We start from the raw sequence: 21292 nt of genomic DNA, 5'->3' as shown, positions 1-21292 counted from the left end.
AAGTTCAGTCTTCTTCCATTTGTTTTAATCGTAACCGCATGCCCTCCTGTAACAGGTTAATGCCATCTACAATCTGGCTCCATTCGGGATTCATTACCTTGCATAGCTTGTTAAAACGCAGAATGCGATCCGTCACAGAGTCCAGCATATATCGGGCCTGTTTACTAAAAAATACTTCAGGTGTTTCGGCATGCTCGACACTTGCATACATCAACACAAAGTCCCACACCATGCTTTGCACAGCAGGGCTATCGATTGCCCAACGCTTGTCCAGCGCTTCGGTAGTGCGAATGCGAATAGCCTCCATTTTTTTCACCCAGACGTCCGCTTCGACTTGTGGCTGATTCGCCATAATGAAGAATGGAACCTCCAGCCGAGCCAGATCAGCCCAATAGGCCGGATCATTGATCAGTTCCTGAATTTCCTTCCAAGCCAGTGTTTGCTGAGCCGTCAGTTTGGTATCTTTCATCATGTATTTATCGAAAAAGTGCAGAAACGAGACTCTCCAGTCCTGCGGAATGCTATCCAGCAGATGGGATTCATCCACCTTGGCAGCAACGAATTGTTTTCGCCTGCTCGCATTGGCCGTCAGGGATTCTACCAGACTGGAGATATACGTGAGAGACTGTTCCGAATGCAGTGAAGTGTCTTCTTCATGCTGCTTCGCTTGCTGCAAAATGGAGAGCATGGAATTCATCGTGCCGATCTGGGTTTCCAACGCTTCAATCTGTAGATCCAACGCCTGTGCTACCGCCAGTTCACCCGACATGAGCTTTCGAATATCCGGTATGCTGAAATTCAGATAACGAAGCGTTGTAATGAGTTCGAGTTGCCACAGGTCTTGCGTTGTATAGAGTCGATGCCCGCCTTCCGTATGACTGGAGGGTTGTAACAGTTCAATCTCATCGTAATAACGGATCGTTTTCACCGTGGAGCCGATCAGTTTGGCTGCTTCACCGATAGAATAGGGCTCTTTATTTGCATTCAACGAGATCACCTCATGTTCTATTATACAATCTCCAGTTAGGGGAGATTCAATGCTAGACAGTCGTTAGGGAATCCGATTAGCTTAGTTTAAATTTCACCCATCTCGGTTACAAAGGAAAGAGTGCAACTTTTACGCAAATTAAATTCACAACAAATAAAAAAATACGTTTATACGATGGGTATCGTGTAAATAACCAAGGAGGAAATTGAACATGGCCAATCAAGACCAGCACACCATGCAAGATCCAACGACACAATATCCGAAGGCTACACCGGAGTGGAAACAGCAGCAGGATGAGCCGGGGCTTCAGCGTGAGATGACACCTGTTCCCGATGCGGGTGAGAAAAGTTATAAAGGCAGCGGACGTTTAACAGGACGCAAAGCAGTTGTGACAGGGGCCGACAGCGGAATTGGTCGGGCGGCAGCGATTGCGTTTGCCCGTGAAGGTGCAGATGTTGTTCTGGCCTATCTGCCGGAAGAGGAAGCAGATGCGCAGGAAGTTGTGAAGCTGATTGAGGAAGCCGGTCGCAAAGCAATTACGATGCCAGGTGACCTGAAGGATGAGAAATACTGTGAAGAACTCATTGAATCTGCGGTAAAAGAGCTTGGCGGGATTGATATCCTTGCTAACGTGGCAGGCAAACAGCAGTTTGTTGAGCAGATTGCGGATCTGACCACCGAGCAGTTCGATGCAACGTTCAAAACAAATGTCTATTCCATGTTCTGGCTCTGCAAAGCAGCTGTGAAACACATGAAGCCGGGCAGCTCCATTATCAACACATCATCGATTCAGGCGTACAAACCTTCGCCAATCCTGCTGGATTATGCAACAACGAAGGCATCCATTAACACGTTCAGCAAAGCGCTGGCCCAACAGGTGGGTAGCAAAGGGATACGTGTCAACGTTGTTGCACCAGGACCGGTATGGACACCGCTCCAGGTCGTGGGTGGACAACCAGTCGATAAGCTGGCCGATTTTGGCTCCAATACACCGCTTGGTCGGGCAGGACAACCTGCTGAGATGGCTCCGGCATTTGTGTTCCTGGCAAGCCAGGAATCCAGCTATGTGAGCGGTGAGACACTGAATGCAAATGGCGGTACGGTTAGTCCGTAAATAGTTTCAGGTAATCCGATCAGGGTATCAGAGGATACGGTCTCCATATTGGGGGCGGTATCCTCTTTTTTGTCATTAAGATGAGAGAAATAAAATATTTTTATATATGAAAGCGTTCTTATATAAAACAGGAAAGGTACATGGTAATATATTCAAGAACATCATCTTCGCTCCCAGCTCTGAGAGTGCGTTGCTTATACAATGAATCTGTTCAGATCAATACACTATGCCTAGGAATCGAAGGAGGAATTCTGTAATGGCCAAGAATGTACTTAAACTAGGTGACCCTGTCATAAGCACGTATACATCATATGGGACATTAACATCCGTTATGCACGAAGATTTATGGCCATGGATTTTCAATAACTTTATACAAATCAGGTATGCACATGGATGGGGAATTTTTTCGTTTGATTCTCATCAGTTTCTGCTAAGTACCTGTCCGGGAATTTCCTTTTACAACCTCCCACAAGAAATTGTGATTAGCAAATGGGGAACATCACTTAAGCAAGTGATTACGGAAGCGATAGATATGGGATATTATCTATATATTTATGCAGATAGATACTATATTGCGTGTACAGACTATTTTCAAAAAGAACATCTCATGCATGAATTATTAGTGTATGGGTATGACCTGGATCAAAATTTGATATACATTGCTGATAATCTTGATGATGGTAAATTCATACAAAGCGTATGTAGTCTGGATGAACTTGAGAAAGGCTACTGGACCATGTCTAATGAGTACAGTTTTTGGACAGAAGTGAGATTTCTCAAGCCTATCCAGAATATCAATTATGCAATTCATGTGGAGCAGATTATAACGGCGATGGAAAACTATCTTAACTCAAGCGAGACATATGACTTAGTGAGAGATCAGAAATACGATTTTGGAATGCAAGCCATTCAACGCATCTTTACCGATATTGAGCAGGCAGCCCTAGTTGGAGAAGCATTGGATTCACGAGTCTTTCATCTTTTATATGAACATAAGCTACTAATGGAGTTACGTTTATCTTATTTAATGGAGAAATTAATCATTGAGCCAGATGCAACTTTTATGGAGTTAAGCACTGTTCTGAAACAGGACTACTTTAAATTGAGAAATATAGTTCTGAAATACAATATAACGCGTGATACAAGTACACTCAGTAAAATAAGTGAGAGATTACAAGAGAATCTCATGAAAGAGAAAGCATTTATTTCTTCTTTTATTACCAGATTACAACAGGTTAAATCAATGGCTTGAAATCATCTAATAATAGACAAAAAATCCCCTTTGCTTGTGAAAAAGCAAAGGGGATTGCTGTGTAACTAAGTTACTTCTGCTCTGGTTTTGGGTCCAGAATGGCATAACTGCCTAGCGTGGCACAGGTGAGAGGGGAGGGGATAAGTCCTGTAGAACAATAGAACAGTTGTAATTCCGTAGCGGGGGGACCATGTTAAAATACAAGAGTTACTACATATATATATCAGAATAATTTGAGGAGGGGCTCAGATGACAGCAGAACAGATTGTCAGAACCTTTTTTGAAGAGGTCCGATCAGGGCGGAATCCCGATTATGCAAGCAGAGTGATGGCGGAACAAGTGCTGGCTCATCAAGTGATATCTGAAGAAGAGGTCACAGTGACCCGAACCCCTTCCGATTATGCAGATCATGTGCGAGAAATGATCGAAGCTTACGGGGAATTTTCACTCGAAATTCAGGAGTTGCTGACGCAAGGCGATAAAGTCTATGTGCGCTGGAGACAAACCGGTACCCATGTTGGCGAAGTGGACGGATACAGTCCAACCAACCTCCCGGTGATTGAAATTGCGAGTGCAGTATACCGAGTGGAAAACGAACAAATTGCAGAGTATTGGATACAGATCGACAGGTTGGGCATCGAGAAACAATTGGAACGTAATCGGAGCTGAGTTTCTCAGCTCTTTTTTAGTTTTCAGTTCTTTGTAAGCGTTCCCGTGTTATAATGAACAAAGTTGTATACAAGTTGCCTAAAACGTTTTCTGTCTTTTGACTCCATAATCTGAAAGTGAGGTTCAGTGATGATTAAAGCAACGGAAGATAATCAATATGTTGAACTAACAAGCCCGACAAGTTTACCGAAGGCATCCGGATTCCTTTGGAATGAAAAGATGATGATTCATGTGAATTGCCGGGGGTACGCGGTGGCCCAATTCATGCAGCCCGAACCTGCTAAATACTCGTATGCGCCCAACCTGGAAGCCAAGACGTTTATGCAACCGGAGCAGCCATACTATGCCCACCATCCGGGACGGTTTGTCTACATTAAAGATGAAATAAGTGGCGAAATTTTCTCCGCCCCGTATGAACCCGTTCGCAAGCAGGCGGATAGCTATACGTTCGCTGTCGGTAAACACGATATTCATTGGAAAGTGATTCAGGACGACATTTGCATCGAGATGTCCCTGCGTCTGCCGAAGGAAGATGTCATGGAGCTATGGCGTGTGAAGGTAACCAATCTGTCTTCGAGAAAACGCAAGCTGAGTATCTACCCGTATTATACGGTCGGTTATATGTCCTGGATGAACCAATCCGGTTCATATGTGGAAGATTTGCAGGGCATTGTCTGCTCGGCGATTACGCCGTATCAGAAATATCAGGATTATAGCAAAATCAAAAATTACAGCGACAAAACCTATCTGCTTGCAGATCACCAACCGACTGGCTGGGAAGTAAATCATGAGACTTTTGAAGGCGAAGGTGGACTACATAATCCTTCGGCCCTGCAGTCGGAGACACTGGCTGGTGGAGATGCACGGTACGAGACACCTGTAGCTGTATTGCAATATAGAGTCGAACTGGAAGCAGGAGCGGAGCAGGCGTATCGATTCATCTTTGGTCCGGCTCATGATGAGACAGAGATTGAGGGCATTCGTCAGCATTATTTTGTGAAGCAGAATGAGGAAGGACAGGATGGTTTCACCGCAGCCGAGCAGGAGTATGCTGGTTATATTGCGGAAGGGCAAGGGAACATCCAGATTGAGACACCGGACAGCTGGCTAGATAATGTCGTGAATCATTGGTTGCCTCGCCAGATGTACTATCATGGCAAAACCAATCGTCTGACAACCGATCCGCAGACGCGGAATTATTTGCAGGACAACATGGGTATGAGTTATATTCAGCCGCAGATTGCGCGGGCTGCGTTCTTGACCGCTCTCTCTCAGCAGCATATAAGCGGCGCGATGCCAGACGGCATTATTTTGCACCCGGACGCAGAACTGAAATATATTAACCAGGTTCCTCATACCGATCACTGCATCTGGCTTCCGGTCTGTATGAAGACCTATCTAGATGAAACGAATGACTATAGCATTTTGGAGGAACAGGTTGCTTTTACAGACAGTGAACAAAAGGTTTCCGTACTGGAACATATGAATCTTGCGATGCGCTGGTTGATCCATGAGCGTGATGCGCGTGGGTTGAACTATATCAATCAGGGTGACTGGTGTGATCCGATGAACATGGTGGGATACAAAGGCAAAGGCGTATCCGGCTGGCTGACCATTGCGACGGCATATGCGTTCAATGTGTGGGCAGATATTGGTGAACAGGCAGGGCATGCCGAGGTCGCAGCGGAATTCCGTCAGGAAGCCAACCAGACCAATGCGGTAGCCAATGAGTATCTGTGGGATGGGGACTGGTATGCCCGCGGAATTACGGATGATAACGTAGTGTTTGGCGTAAGCAAAGACGTGGAAGGACGCATCTATATCAATCCTCAGAGCTGGGCACTTATGAGCGGTGCTGCGGATCAGGAGAAACAGGAGAAGTTAATCCGTGCCGTAGAGGAGCAATTGGAGACGCCATATGGTGTCGAGAAACTCGCGCCGTCTTTCACAGCGATGCGGGAAGATGTAGGTCGAGTTACGCAGAAACATCCGGGAAGTGCGGAGAATGGTGCCGTGTACAATCACGCGGCGGCGTTCTATATTTACGCGTTGTACCTGGTGGGCGAGAAGGAGAAGGCGTATCGTCTGTTGCGTAAAATGATTCCTGGCCCCGATGCCGAGGATATTCTTCAGCGGGGTCAGCTACCCGTATTTATCCCGAATTATTATCGCGGAGCCTATCGTCAATTCCCACGTACAGCTGGGCGCTCCAGTCATCTGTTCAACACCGGCACGGTGCCGTGGGTGTATCGTTGCCTGATCGACGGATTGTTTGGACTGCAAGGTCATGCACAAGGACTTCAAGTGCGGCCGCAGTTACCAGAAGATTGGAACGAGGCATCAGTTACGCGGTTGTTCCGCGGGGCTGAGCTGAATGTAAACATGAAGAAGGATGCAACTGTCCGGACAATTGAGGTACATGTTGACGGTCAACGAATTGCAGGCGACATCATCAAGAATATACAGGCCGACGTGAAATATGAGGTGCTGGTGAAGCTGCCTTTGTAGAAAAGCGCAAGGAGTAATGCTGAACGATGTGAAGAGTTTGGAAAATTACGAAGACAAATTAAAAACTGCCTTTCCTTTATAGAAGGAGGGCAGTTTTTGCTTTCAAGATGTTGTTTTGAATTAATCTGTTTGTCAGACTGAATATGATGAAAGAATCCACAAGCTAAGCTTGATTAGCAAACACTCTATTCTTTGACTCTGTACCAATAGCTATAAATCTCTGAATAACCCAGCTTGGCGTAAAGTTTCAAGGCAGGTGCATTATTCGCAACCACTTGCAGGTAACTGGAGGTAGCACCTTGTTTTTTTGCCCAATGCAATAGATGCAAGATCATCTGTTCAGCAAGTCCCCGATTTCGAAAGTTAGCGTCTGTAATGATATCATACAACCCGATATAGCCACGTTCGATGACACCAAACCCACAAGCGACGACTTGCTCATCGATCAACAGCGAGATGAAACCTACCTGTGTGCGGATATTGTTCAACATAAGTTCCGTCGTTTCCCATTGCAGATCATTCACCTGATTTAACCTGCAAAAATGATCCAGCCACGCTGTGGTCAACTGTTCGTCGATCTGTACAGCCTGGTGTGCAGGCTCTTTGATCTCTTCCAGGCTCCTGATCTGGATACGAGTCAGATCCACAACAGTATACCCTTTGTCTTGCAAAAGTTGGTCGAGATGATCCGGCTGAATAAACGGTGTGATTTTAAATATGGTACTTAACTGATTGGAAGCATAGATGCGCTCACATTCTTCAATCTTTTTATGCACATCCAGAGTGGAGTAATGGATAGGTTGAACGGAGTTGGCACGTTTGGTATATCCTTTGGCAAAACGCAGTACCCATCCGTCATATAATAAGGTAGACAAGGGTTGCCAGTGATTAAGCGATAGTTCTTCAATGGTTTTGTGTTCTGAATCTATGGTATGCGTCATATCCAACCTCCGATTTTATGATTAAATAATAATACATAATTGTGTATAAAAATACAATAAAAACATATATATCGTCGAACAGTATGCATTATGGTCGGAGATGGGATACAATTTGATTGAATGAATAATTTCAGAAGCGGAGCGCATTATGTTAACGATTGAGATGCAAGGCCATAGCATTAACTGTCATATCCAATACGGCAAACGGAAGAAAGTGTCCATCACGATGGACTTGCCTTATATGGTAACAATCAAAGCACCCAATGGTACCAGTGAAGACATGATCCGGCAACTTGTAGAGCAGCACGGGGATGTGATTTTGAAGAAATCCGCTCTGATGCAGCGGGCGCTTGAAGGTCCTCAAGCTAAGGAATACGAAGATGAGGGCAAGGGGAAGTTTCTGCTTTTTGGCAAGGAGCATGCACTGCATGACTTAATCCCTGTAGAGGGGCTGACAGAAGAAGAGCTGCGAGCGAATCTGAAGAAGTTTTATTTTGCCGAGTGTAAACGCATGATTGGGGAGCGCATCGGACGTTATCAGCAGGAGTTGAAGGTGAAGCCGAAGTCAGTAGAGATCGTAGATTCTCCCACCAAGTGGGGCAGTTGCAGCTGGGACAAAAAACTTACGTTCAATTATCGTCTGGCGATGGCGCCACTGGAAGTGATGGATTATGTCATCATTCATGAACTTTGCCATATTCACCACATGAATCATGATCGCTCCTTCTGGCGGCGGATCGGTAGCATCATGCCGGATTACAAAACAAAAGAAGATTACCTGATGCGAAATGGTCGGGCTATGACACTATAATTCCAGACCCAAGTTTGTACTTGATACGATAGATCCCTCCATTATAATTCGTAAAATCCGCGATGGTCCCACTGTTTGCAGTGAGCGACTTCGCGGATTTTTTGTTATGTCTGGATCAGGAGTGGGTTACTTGAACGCCGTATTGTGTGAAAAAATGAGTAACCGCATCCATGTTCATTCGATCATCAAACAGATGCTCAGGATAATAGATGCCTGGAGCCATAGGTTTGTCCATTGGCATCATCAGTATCTTCTCGGCTTGCACCGCAGCGCCGAGTGCAGTCATGTGGGTCTGACCGAGTGGGTCAGAGACCGTCATCGTTCGTTCAACCTGATTACCTTTCGCATCCAGCCCTTTCAATTGAATGACCAGATGATGTGCACTCCCAGTTCCCGGATTATAGAGCAATTTCCGCCGGAATGGCTGGAAACGTTCACCACTGATCATCTTCCATACTCCAGTTTTAACCAGTCCCGTGAGTGCATAGGTAGATACTTTACTATCGAATGCAATGCGGAAGCTGGTTGAATCAATATGACTGGTATGAGGTAATGTGACGTGATCGGGTGTATCCAATCTGTAACATGGAGTCGTATACCCGTTCGGGAAATGAACTTTGATCGGATCTGTCATGGGATAGACGAGTCGATGTGTATTGGCTTCGGTTATCTGAAAAGGAATACTCATCCGGTCCATGAAGGCTGCCGAATCAGGCCCGGCCTTATCCCGCAGCGACCATAGGGCATGAATGTTTAATTCGACATGTTGCAGAGAGTTAGAAAGTATCATGGCAAAGAGTGACGCCGTTCCTGCCATCCATCCAGAGGACAGCACTACCGGAGCATGAAGCTCTTCCTGCTCTACTGTACGGATCGCTTGATTGAACACCTCAGTCCAGCGTGTTATATCGATGAGGGGAATTTTTCTCCGCACTGCCGATACCAGTAGCCGATCATCCAGATCGTTCACTGCATTAATGATTAACGATATATTCTCTCCTGCGTGAATCAGTGGATCGTTTGCATTGGTATCAACAACAACCGTTTGGACACGATTGGATGGAAAAGGTGCTGCTTTACCCACAGAACGACCTCCCAATACCAATTCCAGATCAGGATGCCTGTCATGCAAAATGCGGGCAAGCTGTGCACCTACAGCACCATAACCTCCAGCGATGAGAACTCTTTTTCTATTCATTCGATAAACCTCCGTTGATATGTTTATGTACTTATATGTTTAAACTATTGAACATATAAGAGTGAAGAAAAGGAATGCAGTACACCAGCGCGGTATGCGCTAGCTCTGACATTCCACTTCCACGAGATGAACGAGCTGTTTGATTAATTCGATCGCATCGTTGAACTCCAGCTTGTAATACATCTCCGTACCTTTTTTCTGAACCGATAACAGCCCGGATTGACGCAATATTTTCAAGTGATGAGAGACCGTAGGGCGTGACATGGGGACATGCTCTGCAATCTGCGATACGTTCATGCTCTCTTGATCAATGAGCAGCGATATGATTCGCTGGCGAACGGGATCTCCCAAACCTTGAAGATAAGGACTTAGATTCTCGAAAATATCAATAACTTTTTGGTTACCCATCGATTCGTTCATGGCTCACTCCGTTATAATGTTTAATTGTTTAAACGTATTATAAAGCTTAGTTCACTTAAAAATCAAATTTAACATTCCAAGTTGCAGGAAAATAGCTGTTCCGCTTGTCCATTTGAAGTACAATATAAGCAAATATGCCCGTACCACGAATCCATTGATGTATCCGTGGTGGAAGGAGTCCAAGATGGCTGAGAGTAACCATTATTCGGTGCTGGTAGATGAATATATCTCGGAGTTTGCACCCGATGTACAGGTGAGATTACAGGCAATAAGACAGATTATTCGTGAAGCGGCTCCGAACGCCGAAGAGAAGATCAGTTATAAGATGCCTACGTATGCACAGCATGGGAATTTGGTTCATTTTGCCGCTTACCAGCATCATATTGGGTTTTACCCTGCTCCCAGGGGAATTCAAGCTTTCCAGGAGGAACTCTCCAAATATAAAGGGGGAAAGGGATCTGTCCAGTTTCCGCTGGATCAGCCATTGCCCGAGGATCTCATTCGCCGGATTGTGGAGTATCGAGTGAAAGAAAATGTGGAAAAAGCTCGGGAGAAGAAGCAGAAGAAGTAGTAAATGGTAAAAACCTGTTAGTCTACTGAAGGGGAAGTACAGATGAACAAAGCACTAATCGTGTTGGATGTGCAGTATGGGATCAAGTCATTGAAGGATTTCACAGTTCAGTTGGGCAAGATTGAAGCGGTTATCGCTGATTTTGAACAGCAACATGAGCCAATCATATACATGAAACATGTAGATTACGATCAGGAGGGTTCTTCACTGTTCTATAAAAATGTTGAGAACCTGGAAATTATAATGGGTACCGGTCAGTATCCTGTTATGGAGAAAAGCAAACCAAGTGCCTTCAGCAATCCGGAGCTAAGAACTTGGCTACATGAGCATCAGGTAGAACATGTATTTATTGTTGGATTCAACATGGAATATTGTTGTCTGTTTACGGCAATCACTGCGGAACACGAAGGGTTTAAGGTAACCTTGATTGAGGACGCAACAGGTTCGGTGAACACAGCGGAGACGTATGAGATGCCGGGTCTGGACATTCAGGATTTTGTCGGTTCGATTTTGAATTGGTCGAATTGTATTGAAGTTTTATATGTGGATGAGTATAAAGAAATGTATCGTATCTAGCGTGGTTTACATGTGACGCCTGAGATTTGAGTATGGTATAATAAGAGCAGATTAGACGTAAAATGCAAAGAGAGCCGTGCTGGTAACACGACTCCTCCGAGCAATAGCCGCTTTTAAGGGCGGTGGGCTTCGGTAACATAAGGGCACGATGAAATAGACCGCATTCCTTTGCTACGGGGGCGGTCTATTTGTGTGTATTGGACAGAATAAGGCATTCCTTGTCAACATGACAGTGTGCATTTTAGTTTGGAGGAGAATTCGTATGATCAAGGTTCATTTATCTCGTATTATGGGTGAGAAAAGAATTAATATTGCTGATTTATCCCGACTAACCGGATTACATAGAAATGGGATTGCCAAATTATATAATGAAGAAACCGATGGTGTGAAGTTCGATACGCTGAATCGAATATGTGAGGCTTTGGATTGTGACATCCAGGATATCATTGAGTTTATTAAGGACGAGAAGTGATCTTCAACAATTAGCTAAGGCCCTATACTTTTAAAAAATTGGACATATAGACCGTTACCTTATCGAAGGGACGGTCTTTTTCTGTTTGTATACACATACTGATCCGCACCGATCGCAAGCGTTACTCCCTTTCAGCGATTTTTCAGCCAGAGCCATTATAATACTCACGGAATCCTGTAATCGAAAAGGAGTTTTCGCATGTCTAAGGTGCTGCATAAGTCGTTTTATCTCATTTTGCTCGTGTTTGTTGCGGTGTTTATTGCTTCGTCCTTGTTGGTTCGGGCACAGTACAACTACGCCTTGTATGGGGACAATCCCATTTTGGGCATGCAGCAGTGGAGTATTTTTCTCCCGGTCATTCTTTTGCTTCTTGGTTCAGGTGTCGGGTTATATGCTCTATGTCTGAAGCTGAACAAATACAGTCCGAAGGTTGTCATTCCGATTGTGCTGCTAAGTTCTTTGGCCATTCAGATCATCATCATTTTTGTATTTCCGAGAGTACCCACCGATGATTCACAGACCGTTCTCTCACTCGCCATGAACATGCTGTATGACCAAGACTACTCGTCGTTTGAACCGGGTGGTTATCTGCAGATGTTCCCGTTTAACTACTCGATCGTGTTGTACCTGAAGACATTGCTGTACCTGTTCCCGGACAACTATCTGGTCATCAAACTATTTAATATTTTGTTTTCAACGTTAACAACGTTCATGATTTATCTTATCTACAAACAAGTGAATGACAGATCTACGGAGCGTGATTACGGTGTGTTGATCTTTGCAGCCACGTACCTACCGTCCTTGTTCCTGAACAACCTGATCTATAACGATGTGATTGCCACAGCATTTCTGACATCTTGTATATACTTTGTTATTCGTTTTGTACGTGAAAAGTCTTGGAAAACAATCGTCATTGCCGCCGTTTTTCTCGCAATGGGCAATTACTTCCGAAGCATTGGCGTGATCGTGCTAATCGCTGCCATCATAACTATCCTGCTGAATATGTGGAGCATCGGAATGAAGAAAGTTGTCATTTCCATCGGTGTGCTGGCTATGTTGTTTAATGTACCAACCTGGACTCAGAATGCGGTTCTTCAATCCTCCGGTGTTGTGAGCGAATCTGTCGGAGAGAATGCTGCACCGGTCTATATGTGGCTGAATATGGGCATTAATCTGGAGCGTTTTGGCTTCTGGGACAATATGGAGAGTTATCAGATCTATCAGAGGCAGGCCAACTACAATAAGGCTGAGAGCGCAGCATTGTTCAAACAAGAGATCGGCAACAAGCTGTCTGAAGCAAGTGCAAGTGACTTGGTGCAGATGTATTACAAAAAGATTATATGGACCTGGACCGAAGGAACGTACCAGATGGACCGCTACGGAATCGGCAATGAAAGTTCCATGGGTGCCGGAAGAGGAAGGGGAGGCGGAATCGCAAGCTCCTACAGTTACACCAATGCGATAACAGAACTGTTACAAGGGGATTCGGTTTATCGGACAGGTTTGCTCTGGATTGTATATGTGATGAATTTCTTGATGTACTGTTTTATTTCCATCCGGTTGGTTGGTGGAATTCGTCGTAAACGGTATGATGAAGTCTCCTTAATCCTGGTCATTCTCGGATTCATCGGATTTTATATTCTGTGGGAGATTAAGTCCAGATACATCTACCCTGTATATCCGTTGTTGGTTGTGCTGTCCTATATGGGTTTCAAAGATACGTATGACTTCATATTCCATCGTAAAGGTACCTTGGAGAGATATTCCCTGAGAAAAAGGTGATCATATGCGAAAAAATAAATATTTTACATCGGTTACGCTACTCCTACTGCTGGGATGTTGGGTTATGCTAACGGCTTGCGATGTGATAACCGCTCAGAATATTACCAAGACCAGTTCTGCGCAAGGCATGAACGGTGGCGGTATGCCGAATGGTGGTGGCCTGGGAATGAATGGAGGAACACCGAGAGGTGGAAGAGGCACCGCGGGCATGAATGATCGATCAGGCAGTCCTGGCATGACGCAGGGGATGATGAATGCCAACATTACTGGTAGAGTCATCTCCGTGAATGGAAACACAGTTACGCTGGCGTTACTTGAGGTGCAGGACAACTCATCCCCAAGCATGGAGTGGAAGGATACCGGAATGGAAATGAAGTTGAATATAGGTGATGATGTTGTTATCACTGAAGGCATGGGGACGCCGGGTTCGGGCAATTCCAGCCCACGTGCGAATTCGTCCATTCAAGTGTCTGATCTCCAAAAAGAAAACATCGTGATGGTGTGGTATAAGGACAACACCGAGACGGTGGAAAAGGTGATGGTTGTCCAGTAAAAAATGATGGGATTATCGTCATTTTGTAATTGCTTACATTTGGCTTATCGGCTATTATGGTAACAACTGGTTTTTTGAAGGGAGTGAGCGTCATGAAACGACGGTCTAAGATGGTATGTTCTATTACTACAATGAAGGTAAGCATAAACTGAATAATTCCGGCAGATCATTCAGATACAGTGTGGACACATCCAGCTTCCCAGTCGATCTGAGATCTGCCGATCTATAGGGATATAACTGCTCAATTTTTCTGGCGTATGCGAGGTTTATTTGCTTGTGCAAATTTCTCATACACTCAGAATTTTTAAAAGCCGCAGGCATAGCCTGCGGCTTTTTGCGCGCAAAAATAGGCATTCGGTGGTTACAAGCAATGCACATAAAACGATCAAAAAGGAGAACTGCCCATGTTAAAATTAAAATATTTATTTCAACATAATGATCTTGCCGAGATGATTTTAAAGAATTGGAACTATGATCTTGAGTCGCTGGATATGTTTCAGTATTATCGCATATCCTCCAATGCCGTGTATCCGTTCAGAGATCAGGGGGAAGTGAGATTACTTCGATTTGCTCCGGTAGAGGAAAAAAATCAAGTCAACCTTAGCGCGGAATTGGAGTTCCTCCGTTATCTTCGAACGAATCAGTATGGAGCCATGGAGGCTGTACCTTCTCATTCAGGAACAGAACTTGTAGAAGCTCATACTCCATGGGGAACGTACTATGCTTCCGTATTCAAGCGAGTACCTGGATCGCAGTTAGGAAGCATTGATTTGAATGACCCCATCCTGTACAGCTATGGTCAGGCGTTGGGTGAGCTGCATCATCTATCACGTACATTCATGCCTGAGCAAAAGGAGAAACGCTGGACCTATACGGATGTTTTGGATTGGATGCAGGAGATCCTGAAGGGTTTTTCTGGTGAAACGGCTGCTCTGAACGAGGTGGAGTTTCTCCGAACATATTTTGCGACTTGGCCGATAACCCAGCAAAATTTCGGACTCATCCACTACGATTTTGAATTGGATAATGTTTTCTATGATGAAGGTAGCCAGTCTTGTTATGCCATTGATTTTGATGACTCGATGTGTCACTGGTACGCGATGGACGTGGAACAGAGTCTGGATAGTTTACGTGAGGAGATCGAGCCTGAACAATGGGAGCAGAAGAAACAATTGTTCCTGAACGGATACTGGTCCGAGACAGGAGAACTTTATGATCTGGAGAGTATGTTCCCCGCTTGTCGCCGTTTTGCCAACTTGTACGGTTATGTGCGTATGCTTCGATCTGTTGCAGAGCAGTGGTCACATGAGCCGGAGTGGATGAGCGGACTAAGAGCGAGGTTAAGCAGAAGGATGACGGAACAAGCAGAGCAATTCGGAAAGGCAGTCGACAGCTAAGATTGGTTCCAATTCACCCTAGGCTAGTCAAGATCCATGAGCACTGAAGTTTGGAAGAATCATTCACGTAAATTGGTCCCGCGGTCAGATGCAGATCCTCTGTATCGATCACGGGGCTTTTCTTTTGTTCGAACATTACCGAATAATGAAACGGAAGTGGAAATCTTGTAGAAAGGTTGGATGGGACTTTCATTCTTTCTACGCTGAAAATGGTATTTTAATGTCGGATTATATGAAAAAATGTTAAAAAAACAAATAAAATAGTTATTGATTAAATTTGGGAGGGATGATAAGTTGTAATTAACTTATTTTAGGATAAATTATATATAAAGGAGAATTAGATGGGAAATGTATGTGTTGATCTGCATCCTTTAACAGAGCATCAACAAAGAATATGGTACATGGAAATGTTATATCCGAAATCAGATGTATGGATGATTACATCCAAGATGAGCATACCGGAACCGATCGATTTCACCTTGTTAGAGCGGTCGATTAACAGGGTTTTGAAGAATAACGAACTGCTTCGAACTCGGATTATACTGGATCAAGGTGAGAATAAACAATACATCCAACCTTATGAGTACAGATCACTCAAGCATATTCATGAAGATCCAGCCTTGACGGGTGTGACATGGACTGAGTATGTGGGTAACCATCCGATTCATGTACACAGTGAAGATCTATGTCAGTTTTATACGTATGAGGGTCATGGACAATACGGATACATCATTCAGGTTCACCATATCATCTGTGATGGCCTGGGATTATTCCAGTTGACGAATGAGATTACGGCAACCTATCATGCCGAACTGAAAGATGGTAATGCAAGCAGGATTGAATCTACGATTCACGATTATGAATACTATATAAATAGTGAACAACAATATCTCGCTTCCAAACGCTATGTGAAAGATCAGGCCTTTTGGAGAGAGAAGTTTCATACGATTCCCGAATTTATGGAACTGAAAGCGCACAATCCCCTTCTAACTCACACCGCAGCCAGAAGAAAAACGATGAATATGGATCACTCCATGTATGTACGTTTGAAAGATTTCTGTCGTCAGAAGAATGTCAGCGTATTTACCTTTTTTCTCTCAACTCTAGCTATTCTGCTAAATAAACTCACTCACCAAACCGATTTGGTCGTTGGAACCAACTACGCGAACCGAACTAGTAAAACAGATAAAGACATGATTGGCATGTTTGTCACAACCATACCTGTCAGGATCGGGGTAGAACCCTCTGAAACCGTGTTAACCTTGCTGCAATGCATCTCCAATGAACAAAAAGAAATATTGCGTCATCAGAAATATCCGTATAATCAGCTGATCCGTGATCTGAGAGAGTCGCTCTCCTTACCGGAACTGAACAGACTGTTCGGCATATCACTGGTCTATCGTCCAGAACGCTTTGACAAGATGCAAGGACATGATGTCTATATGGACAACAAGTTTAACGGACATGAGACGAATGATCTGCTTATCAATATTATTGAAAAAATCAATGCGGATCGTATCATATTTCAGATGGATTATCGGACCCAGTTGTTCAGTGAATCGTTCATGGACATTCTGCTCGATCAGTTTCTTACGGTTACGGAAGCCATTCTGGAGCATTCTGAACAAAGAATTGAACAGGTCAGTATTGTAAGCGAAGCCGATAAACAATCGATGCTAACCGAGTTTAATGATACCAGGGCGTCTTATCCTAGCGACAAAACGGTCATCCAGTTGTTTGAAGAACAGGCAGCTGCTACCCCTCAACATACAGCACTTATCCTGGGGGATAAGGAGATGAACTACGAACAATTGAATGCCAGAGCTAACGGCTTGGCTACGACATTGATCAGCAGAGGAATCAAGCAACGAGAACTGGTAGGCATTATTGCAACCCACAGTATGGAGATGGTTATCGCGATTCTGGCTGTTATAAAAGCCGGATGTGCTTACATTCCGATTGATCCCGAGTATCCCGATGAGCGAATTCATCATATTTTGAAAGACTCTCAGGTAAGGTTCGTCCTGGTTAACAAGCTTGTTCATTTGCCGGACGGTCTAGAAGTCATTGACTTGATTGAAGAAAATGATGGATATATACCAACAGATAATCTGAACTTGACCATAGATATGAAGGATCTGGCTTATGTCATCTACACATCAGGATCAACTGGAGCACCGAAGGGTGTATTGGTGGAGCATAAGGGATTGACGAACTATATATGGTGGGCGAGTCAGACCTATGTTACTGACAGGAAAACGACTTTTTCACTGTATTCATCCATCGCGTTTGATCTGACTATTACCTCCATCTTCACACCGTTAATTACGGGCAACACGATGATTATCTACAACTCGTCTCATAACAAGGCATTGATTACTGATGTTGTCCTAGATCCGCGAGTGGATCTGGTCAAGCTGACGCCGGCTCATCTGCAATTGATTCAGGATATGAACATTATGGACAGATCCAATGTCCGGACATTTATTGTGGGCGGCGATAATCTGAGTGCTTCATTGGCTGCGAATATTACCCGGCAAAGCAAACATGAGGTTACCATTTTCAATGAATATGGACCGACAGAGACAGTGGTGGGCTGTATGATCTATACTTACAATCCTCATGTTGACCAAACGGAGTATGTGCCTATCGGAAAGCCCATTCAGAACACATCCATATATGTGCTTGATCAATCACTGCAATACGTTCCTGTCGGTGTTCAGGGTGAATTATTGGTTGGGGGAGACGGAGTGACCAGAGGCTATCTGAACCAACCCGAATTGACGGGCAGAAAATACGTCGAACACCCGGATCATCCAGGCGAGAGATTGTACCGGACAGGTGATCTATGCCGGTTAAGGGAAGATGGTCAGATGGAATACCTCGGAAGAATGGATGACCAAGTGAAGATTCGCGGGTATCGAATTGAACTGGGTGAGGTCAAGGCAGCTTTCTTGAAGATCAAAGGAATCCGAGATGTTGCTGTAAGCGTCAAGACGGATCAGCAATCCCGTCAGTTATGTGCTCATTACGTCAGCGATGCACATGTGACCCGGAGGATGATACGGGATAATCTGGTATCTCTGTTGCCGGAGTATATGGTTCCCACACATCTGATCAAGGTGTCTTCGATTCCACTTACCATTAATGGCAAGATTGATTACTTGGCGTTATCGATAGAGAAGCCACAATCGGATGAAGAAAATGTGTATGTGGCACCGAATACTGTCATGGAACAGACGATATCTACCATCTGGTCTGAGATTCTTGGTCTGGAAGAGGTGGGTGTGACGGATCACTTCTACGAACGGGGTGGTGATTCCCTTAAGTTGATTCAGATCTACACAAGGCTTTCCGAGATAGGTTTTGATTTTTCGATTAACGATATGTTTAATTTCCCTACAATCCAATCCTTAAGTTCATATCTGGATCAGGTCATGGAAGAAAAGGAAGGCATGATGAGCATGGAACAAAACACAATAAAGAGATCCAAAATGGAAGTATTGAACGGAATAATGGACAAGCCGATCTTCCTGTCAACAGATATTCCCCGAGTTGATCCGGCGCTCAAAGGTGTAATGTCATTCAACCAGGAATCCCTGTGGCTGGTTGAACAGTTCGAGGGGAAGAGCACCAAATATAATATTCCCGGACATGTCCTTTTTGAAGGCGCATTCTCGGAAGAGGCATACATCTATGCATTGAATCAAATTGTGCAGCGGCATGATGTATTGAGAACGTATTTTGTTGTAGAAAACAATACACCCGTGCAGCGAATCAGGCCTTACGAGCCTTTTGGCATTGAGGTCCAGCATACGCTGAGGGATAATTCCCAAGCCAGTCTGAAGCGTGTAATTGAAGAAGAATCCAAACACCAGTTCAACCTGGAAACCGGGCCGATGTATTATTTTGGATTGTATCGGATCCATGCACATCAATATTTTGCCTATTTTAATTTTCATCACATTATCTTCGATGGCTGGTCTCAGGATATTCTGATGGCTGAACTGGGGTCATACTATAATGCTTATCTGAGGGGAGAAAATGCAGCAACTGAGAATTTGAGTATCCAATATTCCGACTATTCACATTGGCAAAAGAATAAATGGATGACTGCCGAATTTCCGACAGTTCTGAATTATTGGCGCAACCAGTTGGGAAGTACCGTTAACCGATCGGTGAAAGTATTGCCGTATGACCGGGAGCCTTCGCTGAATAATGGGGATACCGGAGATATTCTGCTCTCAGAAATTCCGATCCAAACCATTGAAATGATCAAAAAGGCCGGTATGAAAAACAATGCCAGTCTGTACATTACCATGCTCACCGCCTACAAAATGTTGCTGTACTTTTACTCGGGTGAAACCGAGATCGTCGTGGGAACACCTGTAGCAAACCGTAATCGTGCCGAAGTGCAGAGATTGATCGGATATTTCTCCAACAGTCTTGCTTTGAAGACGACCATGGACCCCGAGCAGTCCATAGATGCCCAGATTATTTCGGTTAGAAATACGGTATTTGAAGCGTTTGATCATCAGGAGATGCCTTTCGGCAAGCTGATTGAACTGCTGAACCCGGATCGTGCTTCGGGGCTGACCCCGTTCTTCCAGACGTGGTTTGTACTTGATGTCAAAAATACGTACAACATCGAAGGGCTAAGTATTGCTCAAAATGAAATTTTGTGGGGACACAGCGGCAAGAGCAAGTGGGATCTGACATTAAATCTCATCGAGGCTGATCATGTAATGAATGCAGTGGTGGAATACAAAACAGAGTTGTTTGGCAAATCCACCATGAAGAGATTCCTGCATGATTATATGGCTGTAGTGGAGCTGATTGCAGCTGACTCCTCGCGGAGTCTTCAAGCTGTACGTCATGATTGGGAGGTGATGGCCCACGAGTACAAGATGGTGTTGCTGAATAGCAGTAAGAGCAAAAAGAAATTCAACAAAATCAAATCTTAGGAGGAATAACTATGAAGAAGAAATTTGATAAAGGTGCGCAGATGGTCATCCAGAAAGAAATTGTGAAGCAATCGTTTCTGGAGGAAGGTCAGGAACTGCCGTTGGTAATCAAACCCAATGTATCCGGTCTGGATCTGAATCAATGGTATCTCAACAATAAGGATATGGTTGAAGAGAAAATTTTGAAATATGGTGGCGTCCTGTTCAGAGGTTTTGATACTACCACACCAGAGAGTTTTTATGGGTTCATCGATGTAAGCTGCCCCGAACCGCTCAGTTATAAAGAAGGAGCGACGCCGAGAACCCAAGTACAGGGCAAGGTGTATACGTCAACGGAATTTCCGAATGAGGAATCCATTGCACCGCATAATGAACTGTCCTACGTCATGACATGGCCCAAAAAAATCTGGTTCTCCAGTATCGTTGTCGCTGATGAAGGAGGAGAAACACCTATTGTGGATGTACGGAAAGTATATAACCTCATTGATCCGGACATTCGGGATGTTTTTGCAGAGAAAGGCTGGATGTTGGTTCGAAACTACGGAACTGGATTCGGACAGACCTGGCAGTATGTTTTCCACACGGAGTCCAAGGACGAGGTCGAGCAATATTGTCTGGACAACAACATGGCTTGCCAATGGAATGAGGATGGAACATTGACAACGAAGCAGGTGAGACCGGCCATTACGATCCACCCCGATACAAATGAGAACCTGTGGTTTAATCATATTGCCTTCTGGCATAGCAGTAGCTTGAACGAGGAAGTTCGCAACTTGATGCTCGAAGAATTTGGAGAGAGCGGCTTGCCATACCAGACGTATTATGGAGACGGAACTTCAATTGATGCTGATGTGGCTGCACATATTCGTCAGGCTTATGCCGATGCCACGATCGCCTTTCCATGGCAAGAGGGAGATATTCTTATGCTGGACAATATGCTGGTGGCGCATGCACGGAACCCGTATCAGGGAGATCGAAAAGTACTCGTAGCCATGGGAGAACCCGTGTGTCGTTAAGCCTCAATTGCGCCTGAAGGAAATTACATTCGAACTGAAAATACATTAGAAATGCAGGAG

At 44.5% G+C, this 21292-nt stretch carries 17 protein-coding genes; 13 read left to right on the top strand and 4 right to left on the bottom strand.

Annotated features, from left to right (window positions below):
• Window positions 1-4: 4 nt before the first annotated feature.
• Window positions 5-988: a MerR family transcriptional regulator gene (locus MHB71_RS20825; RefSeq protein WP_340027524.1), complete on the bottom strand. Its 984-nt coding sequence runs from the start codon at window positions 986-988 to the stop codon at window positions 5-7.
• Window positions 989-1199: 211 nt separating this feature from the next.
• On the opposite strand from MHB71_RS20825, the gene MHB71_RS20820 reads away from it, so the two are divergent.
• The 4 genes from MHB71_RS20820 to MHB71_RS20805 all read left to right on the top strand — a co-directional run bounded on the left by MHB71_RS20820 (window position 1200) and on the right by MHB71_RS20805 (window position 6531).
• Window positions 1200-2102, top strand: coding sequence for an SDR family oxidoreductase (locus MHB71_RS20820; RefSeq protein WP_036605993.1), 903 nt, complete (start codon window positions 1200-1202; stop codon window positions 2100-2102).
• Between the two features lie 256 nt (window positions 2103-2358).
• Entirely contained in the window at window positions 2359-3354 is a 996-nt protein-coding gene (locus MHB71_RS20815) for a hypothetical protein (RefSeq protein WP_340027523.1), read from the top strand.
• Between the two features lie 249 nt (window positions 3355-3603).
• Window positions 3604-4023, top strand: a complete 420-nt coding sequence (locus MHB71_RS20810) for an ester cyclase (protein WP_340027522.1) — start codon at window positions 3604-3606, stop codon at window positions 4021-4023.
• A 129-nt stretch (window positions 4024-4152) separates the two neighbouring features.
• Entirely contained in the window at window positions 4153-6531 is a 2379-nt protein-coding gene (locus MHB71_RS20805; RefSeq protein ID WP_340027520.1) for an NdvB protein, read from the top strand.
• 185 nt (window positions 6532-6716) lie between these two features.
• Here MHB71_RS20805 and MHB71_RS20800 read toward each other — a convergent pair whose 3' ends face one another.
• Window positions 6717-7472 carry a GNAT family N-acetyltransferase gene (locus MHB71_RS20800; RefSeq protein WP_340027518.1) on the bottom strand — a complete coding sequence of 252 codons (756 nt, stop codon included), beginning with the start codon at window positions 7470-7472 and terminating at the stop codon, window positions 6717-6719.
• Window positions 7473-7620: 148 nt separating this feature from the next.
• Here MHB71_RS20800 and MHB71_RS20795 point away from each other — a divergent pair, with 148 nt between their 5' ends.
• Window positions 7621-8283, top strand: coding sequence for a SprT family zinc-dependent metalloprotease (locus MHB71_RS20795; protein WP_076319976.1), 663 nt, complete (start codon window positions 7621-7623; stop codon window positions 8281-8283).
• Between the two features lie 115 nt (window positions 8284-8398).
• Here MHB71_RS20795 and MHB71_RS20790 read toward each other — a convergent pair whose 3' ends face one another.
• Together MHB71_RS20790 and MHB71_RS20785 are read right to left on the bottom strand one after the other, a co-directional pair.
• Entirely contained in the window at window positions 8399-9481 is a 1083-nt protein-coding gene (locus tag MHB71_RS20790) for a saccharopine dehydrogenase (RefSeq protein ID WP_076319975.1), read from the bottom strand.
• A gap of 99 nt (window positions 9482-9580) precedes the next feature.
• Window positions 9581-9901 carry a metalloregulator ArsR/SmtB family transcription factor gene (locus tag MHB71_RS20785; RefSeq protein WP_036605985.1) on the bottom strand — a complete coding sequence of 107 codons (321 nt, stop codon included), beginning with the start codon at window positions 9899-9901 and terminating at the stop codon, window positions 9581-9583.
• 184 nt (window positions 9902-10085) lie between these two features.
• On the opposite strand from MHB71_RS20785, the gene MHB71_RS20780 reads away from it, so the two are divergent.
• The 8 genes from MHB71_RS20780 (at window position 10086) to MHB71_RS20745 (ending at window position 21232) form a co-directional block, all read left to right on the top strand.
• Window positions 10086-10472, top strand: coding sequence for a DUF1801 domain-containing protein (locus MHB71_RS20780; protein ID WP_036668305.1), 387 nt, complete (start codon window positions 10086-10088; stop codon window positions 10470-10472).
• Window positions 10473-10514: 42 nt separating this feature from the next.
• Entirely contained in the window at window positions 10515-11048 is a 534-nt protein-coding gene (locus MHB71_RS20775) for an isochorismatase family protein (RefSeq protein WP_036605983.1), read from the top strand.
• A 262-nt stretch (window positions 11049-11310) separates the two neighbouring features.
• Window positions 11311-11520: a helix-turn-helix transcriptional regulator gene (locus MHB71_RS20770; protein WP_036605982.1), complete on the top strand. Its 210-nt coding sequence runs from the start codon at window positions 11311-11313 to the stop codon at window positions 11518-11520.
• Between the two features lie 198 nt (window positions 11521-11718).
• On the top strand, window positions 11719-13302 hold the full coding sequence (locus MHB71_RS20765; RefSeq protein WP_340027517.1) for a glycosyltransferase family 39 protein: 1584 nt from the start codon (window positions 11719-11721) through the stop codon (window positions 13300-13302).
• 4 nt (window positions 13303-13306) lie between these two features.
• Window positions 13307-13855, top strand: a complete 549-nt coding sequence (locus MHB71_RS20760; protein WP_340027515.1) for a hypothetical protein — start codon at window positions 13307-13309, stop codon at window positions 13853-13855.
• Between the two features lie 404 nt (window positions 13856-14259).
• Window positions 14260-15252, top strand: coding sequence for a phosphotransferase (locus MHB71_RS20755; RefSeq protein WP_340027513.1), 993 nt, complete (start codon window positions 14260-14262; stop codon window positions 15250-15252).
• 341 nt (window positions 15253-15593) lie between these two features.
• The gene (locus tag MHB71_RS20750) at window positions 15594-20216 is read left to right on the top strand and encodes an amino acid adenylation domain-containing protein (protein WP_340027512.1); all 4623 of its coding nucleotides are present in this window, start codon (window positions 15594-15596) and stop codon (window positions 20214-20216) included.
• 11 nt (window positions 20217-20227) lie between these two features.
• Entirely contained in the window at window positions 20228-21232 is a 1005-nt protein-coding gene (locus MHB71_RS20745; RefSeq protein ID WP_340027511.1) for a TauD/TfdA family dioxygenase, read from the top strand.
• The last annotated feature ends 60 nt before the right edge of the window (window positions 21233-21292 follow it).

This window comes from Paenibacillus sp. FSL H7-0940, assembly GCF_037979415.1.
Taxonomy (GTDB): Bacteria; Bacillota; Bacilli; order Paenibacillales; family Paenibacillaceae; genus Paenibacillus; species Paenibacillus amylolyticus.
This window is presented reverse-complemented; position numbering and strand designations above follow the sequence as displayed.

Bases quoted from the DNA above. Each gene is read 5' to 3' on its own strand.
- MHB71_RS20820 (WP_036605993.1), top strand. From the start codon at position 1,200: ATGGCCAATCAAGACCAGCACACCATGCAAGATCCAACGACACAATAT.
- MHB71_RS20815 (WP_340027523.1), top strand. From the start codon at position 2,359: ATGGCCAAGAATGTACTTAAACTAGGTGACCCTGTCATAAGCACGTAT.
- MHB71_RS20810 (WP_340027522.1), top strand. From the start codon at position 3,604: ATGACAGCAGAACAGATTGTCAGAACCTTTTTTGAAGAGGTCCGATCA.
- MHB71_RS20805 (WP_340027520.1), top strand. From the start codon at position 4,153: ATGATTAAAGCAACGGAAGATAATCAATATGTTGAACTAACAAGCCCG.
- MHB71_RS20800 (WP_340027518.1), bottom strand. From the start codon at position 7,472: ATGACGCATACCATAGATTCAGAACACAAAACCATTGAAGAACTATCG.
- MHB71_RS20795 (WP_076319976.1), top strand. From the start codon at position 7,621: ATGTTAACGATTGAGATGCAAGGCCATAGCATTAACTGTCATATCCAA.
- MHB71_RS20790 (WP_076319975.1), bottom strand. From the start codon at position 9,481: ATGAATAGAAAAAGAGTTCTCATCGCTGGAGGTTATGGTGCTGTAGGT.
- MHB71_RS20785 (WP_036605985.1), bottom strand. From the start codon at position 9,901: ATGAACGAATCGATGGGTAACCAAAAAGTTATTGATATTTTCGAGAAT.
- MHB71_RS20780 (WP_036668305.1), top strand. From the start codon at position 10,086: ATGGCTGAGAGTAACCATTATTCGGTGCTGGTAGATGAATATATCTCG.
- MHB71_RS20775 (WP_036605983.1), top strand. From the start codon at position 10,515: ATGAACAAAGCACTAATCGTGTTGGATGTGCAGTATGGGATCAAGTCA.
- MHB71_RS20770 (WP_036605982.1), top strand. From the start codon at position 11,311: ATGATCAAGGTTCATTTATCTCGTATTATGGGTGAGAAAAGAATTAAT.
- MHB71_RS20765 (WP_340027517.1), top strand. From the start codon at position 11,719: ATGTCTAAGGTGCTGCATAAGTCGTTTTATCTCATTTTGCTCGTGTTT.
- MHB71_RS20760 (WP_340027515.1), top strand. From the start codon at position 13,307: ATGCGAAAAAATAAATATTTTACATCGGTTACGCTACTCCTACTGCTG.
- MHB71_RS20755 (WP_340027513.1), top strand. From the start codon at position 14,260: ATGTTAAAATTAAAATATTTATTTCAACATAATGATCTTGCCGAGATG.
- MHB71_RS20750 (WP_340027512.1), top strand. From the start codon at position 15,594: ATGGGAAATGTATGTGTTGATCTGCATCCTTTAACAGAGCATCAACAA.
- MHB71_RS20745 (WP_340027511.1), top strand. From the start codon at position 20,228: ATGAAGAAGAAATTTGATAAAGGTGCGCAGATGGTCATCCAGAAAGAA.